This is a genomic window from Candidatus Protofrankia californiensis (assembly GCF_900634765.1).
Taxonomy (GTDB): domain Bacteria; phylum Actinomycetota; class Actinomycetes; order Frankiales; family Frankiaceae; genus Protofrankia; species Protofrankia californiensis.
The window spans coordinates 1,111-4,894 of sequence record NZ_CAAAFT010000034.1 but is presented as its reverse complement, the minus strand read 5'-3'; the positions used below and the strand labels follow the sequence as shown (position 1 = coordinate 4,894).

General features: G+C 67.7%; 4 protein-coding genes and 1 pseudogene. 1 reads left to right on the top strand and 4 read right to left on the bottom strand.

What is annotated here, in order from left to right; translation table 11 throughout:
* Window positions 1-252 precede the first annotated feature (252 nt).
* A pseudogene (locus DD1DGNOD_RS01510) lies at window positions 253-714 on the top strand (transposase); the annotation flags it as partial.
* Between the two features lie 78 nt (window positions 715-792).
* Here the strand turns inward: DD1DGNOD_RS01510 and DD1DGNOD_RS31015 are convergent.
* The 4 genes from DD1DGNOD_RS31015 to DD1DGNOD_RS01495 all read right to left on the bottom strand — a co-directional run.
* Window positions 793-1,287: a hypothetical protein gene (locus DD1DGNOD_RS31015; RefSeq protein ID WP_430827744.1), complete on the bottom strand. Its 495-nt coding sequence runs from the start codon at window positions 1,285-1,287 to the stop codon at window positions 793-795.
* Window positions 1,284-2,090, bottom strand: coding sequence for a transposase (locus DD1DGNOD_RS31010; RefSeq protein ID WP_430827743.1), 807 nt, complete (start codon window positions 2,088-2,090; stop codon window positions 1,284-1,286). Before DD1DGNOD_RS31010 ends, DD1DGNOD_RS31015 begins: the two co-directional genes overlap by 4 nt.
* A 148-nt stretch (window positions 2,091-2,238) precedes the next feature.
* Window positions 2,239-2,559 (bottom strand): metalloregulator ArsR/SmtB family transcription factor, encoded by a 321-nt coding sequence (locus DD1DGNOD_RS01500; protein WP_131769271.1) that lies wholly within the window; start codon window positions 2,557-2,559, stop codon window positions 2,239-2,241.
* Window positions 2,537-3,784: substrate-binding domain-containing protein (locus tag DD1DGNOD_RS01495; protein ID WP_131769272.1), on the bottom strand; the 1,248-nt coding region annotated here is incomplete at its 5' end. The genes DD1DGNOD_RS01495 and DD1DGNOD_RS01500, both read right to left, overlap by 23 nt.

Below are 3,784 nucleotides of genomic sequence, written 5' to 3'. Positions count from 1 at the left end.
AGAGCGTGTAGCCCAACCGCCTCAACTCCTCCGCGAATCCATCCACATACCGCTCCAACGGGCCGCCGACCAGCACACCAAGCAGGTTCCTCACATCCGACCTCCTCCCACCAGGAAAGAAGATCGTCAGTCATTCGTGAACTGTTATGCCGATTTCATGCACAGAGATCACAGCAGGACCACGCACCGCTCGTCGACGTCGGCATAACGGTGACGTCGGAGTAATGCACGTTATGCCGACGTCGGCATAACGTGCACCTTTTGCGGAACAGTTTCCGGTACGCCTCGAAGAAGGACTGGGCCGCCATCGCGGCCGCGCTCAAACCCGTCTACGGCGCCGCCAGCGAGGCCGCCGCGTTGGAACAGTTCATCGCGTTCACCGAGTCCGACCTCGGTCGCCGCTACCCGGCGATCGTCCGACTGTGGGAGAACGCCTGGGCCGAGTTCTGCCCGTTCCTGGCCTTCGACCGGGAGATCCGCACCATGATCTGCACGACCAACGCGATCGAGTCGTTGAACGCCCGCTACCGCAAGGCGGTCAACGCCCGTGGACACTTCCCCACCGAGCAGGCCGCGTTGAAGTGTCTCTACCTGGCCACCATGGCCCTGGATCCCACCGGCACCGCCCGCACCCGCTGGTCGAACAAGTGGAAAAGCGCATTGAATGCATTCGACGTGACTTTCGACGGACGCCTGACCGCCGGTAGGAAGTAACCCCAACAAGATCACATACACCGTTAAGTTGACAGACCCGATCCACCGCCCGTCAGGCACATGCTGGTGGTGTTGATGTTACCCTGGGTGTCGATTTCGGGCGGGTCGGTCGCGGGGTGGGGTGTTCGCGCAGCATCTGGTCGCGGGGCGCAGGGTGATCGTGCGGCCTTTCTTCGCGGTGGTGCACCGGGCGCGCAGCGGGCAGTCGGCGCACAGAGTGCCGAACGCGGCGACGTCGCTGTCGCGGGTTGGGGTGAACACGGCGGTGTGTCCGACGGAGCAGGTGATGGTGCCGGCGGTGTGGTCGATGCCGAAGTCGTCGGGGTCGAACCCGCCGGGGATGTTCGGTCGGGTCGGCCAGGGTTTGACGATCGGGGTGTGCCCGGCGTCGATCACCGTGGCGAGCAGGTCGGCGGTGCCGTAGGCGGAGTCGCCGAGCGCATCGACCGGCCCGCTGATCGTCGCATCGGCGGCCAGCAGGGCCGCGCCGACCGTGCCGTCGCCGCTGCCCTCGCCCGCACCTTGGGTGAGCTGGCGGCCGGTGATGATCCCGTTGTCCGGTTTGGCGATCACGTGCGTCTTGTAGCCGTCGATCTTTGATTAGCGGGACTTGTGGACGTGCCGGGTCCGGGTCCACCGTGGAGATCACCCGCGCGGGGGCACCTTGCGGGCGATCCGCCACTTCCCGTCCGTGCCGTCCGAACCGTCGGCGGGTTCGACGTCCTGGCCGGCGACCAGCGCCAGCAGTGCGACCGCCTGGGCGGCCTCGGAGCCGGCGGGGGTTCATCGACAGCATCGAGCAGGGCGAGCGCGTCGGTGACCAACCCGCGCTGACGCCCGTCGCGGGCGTCGGTATCCTTCCAGGCGATCGACGGTTTCCTCGGCCGGGTGTAGTCGTGACCCCGACAGTGAGCCGCGATCACCTCCTGCGCGCCGGCAACCACCCGGCCGATCCAGCAGATCGCGGCGATCAGCTGGGTCACCCTGTCCTGGGTGGAGACCGCGTCCGCCAGCACCGTCGAGTCCAACACCCGCCGGGTCTTCCCGGCCAGCAACCCGGTCGCGGTGACGACATCTCGCACCGCGTCGAAGATCCGCTCGGGTCGTTGCGACGCGGCCAGCCGGCCCCGCCAGTACGTCAGCGACGTCGGGTGAAACTCCCTGTGGCCCACCGGCAGGCCATACGCCACCTTCCACCTCAGGTCGAACCGTAGCGCGGCGACCGCCTCGGCATCGGACAGGCCGTGCAACGCCCGCAACACGATCGTCGAGGCCACCAGGTCCGCGGGCAGCCCCCGCCGGCCGTTCGACGGGAACAGTTCCGCGATCTCATCCGGGAACAGCTCCCGCCGATGATCCGCCAGGAACGCAAACACACTGCCCGCCGGCACCAGATCCCGTGTCCCGCGCCCACCCACCCGCGTCGAACAACTCCCGATCCGACCCCGAACGTCCCTGCACGCCCCGATTCTTGACCCCAACCACCACCAAGCCCGGCCATGACACCCGAACAGGGCAAGATTTTCAGGGGTCTCCCAGGGGTCTCCTAGGGGTCTCCTGGTCTCGTCGCTCGACCCGGGGCCGGACCTGCTCGATCCATCCGGTCATCAGGTCGAACACCTCCGCATTGAGGTGCATCAGGCTGCGGTGGGCCTCCTCTCTACGGCTGACCAGGCCGGCCTGCTCGAGCATCATCAGGTCCTCGGACACCGCCTGCACGTCGGCCTTGTACCACTCGGCGAGCTCACCAACCGTGGCATCGCTCTCACGCAGCCGCTCGAGCAGGTCACGCCGCCTCCGGCTAGCAAGAACCGCGAAGAACTCATGCAGTCGATCGTCGCCCATCTTTCGATCCTCTCGGTGGGCGTGCTGGCGCTGGGCGGCCCTGGTGTTGGCCGCCCAGCGCGGGTCTCGGGACAGTGATCAGGGATTGGCCGGGTCTGGGACGGTGAACCCGGAGGCTTCCAGCCGGGCGGCCACCCGGGCGGGGCTGTAACCCGTCTTCACGGCAGCCGCGGCCGGATGTCCAGCCGGTGCACGTCGTGCGACGGATCTGAATACGCGTCGGTACCTCTACCACGATCGATTCGCCCTGATCCGGGGATGCAGTGAGGGCGGCGTCGGTCAGGCTGCCCAGCCTCCCGGCGGGAGGGTGGGTCTCCCCGGCACCGACGGCCGACCCCCCACCAGTGACACGCTCACCACTGACGCTCGCAGCAACGGCACCCTCGGACCGGTAGGAAGGCGACGGACGGTTTCGGCCGAGGAGATCGAGCAGCAGTCGGGCAGCGATCTCCCCCTGACGGACCACCGGCTGGGCAATCGTCGTCAGGCCGAACAACTCCGCCATATCATGCCCGCCGAAACCGATCACCGACATGTCCTCCGGCACGCGGAACCCGGCACGGCGCAACGCCTCCAGCGCGCCCATCGCCATCTCGTCGCTTGCGGCGAACACCGCCGTTGGCGGCGACTGGACCGAGAGCAGCTCGGCCATAGCCCGTGCGCCTCCCCGCCAGGTGAAATCCCCGACCGACTCCAACCCGGGGTCACATTCGATGCCGGCTGCTGCAAGGGCCTGGCGATACCCGTGCCGCCGATCCTGAGATGCGGTGAAGTGCATCGGTTCACCATCATCTGATCCCTCGCCGGAGATCAGCCCGATCCGCCGATGGCCCAGATTGATCAGGTGCTGTACCGCCGCCCGGGCACCGACGACGTCATCGGTCCGCACGCTGGGGAAGCCGGGCACGGTCGCGCCGACCAGAACAACCGGCACATCAAGCGCGTGCAAAACCTCGCTCTCCGTTGGGGTGAGCGGCAGACCCAGCACGAGCACCGCATCGACCCGCTTGCGCAGCGCATCGAAGATGCGCACTCGGCCCGCCTCGTCGCCGAGGTTATAAAGCAGCAGGTCCAGCCCCTCCGCCCGCAGCACCGCCTCGGCCCCGCTGACGACCTGAGCGCAAAACCACCTGGTCACATACGGCACGACCACCCCAATCGCGCCCGTACGCCCGCCAGCGAGCCGGGCCGCCGGCGGTGACGCCACATACTGCAGCTGCGCAGC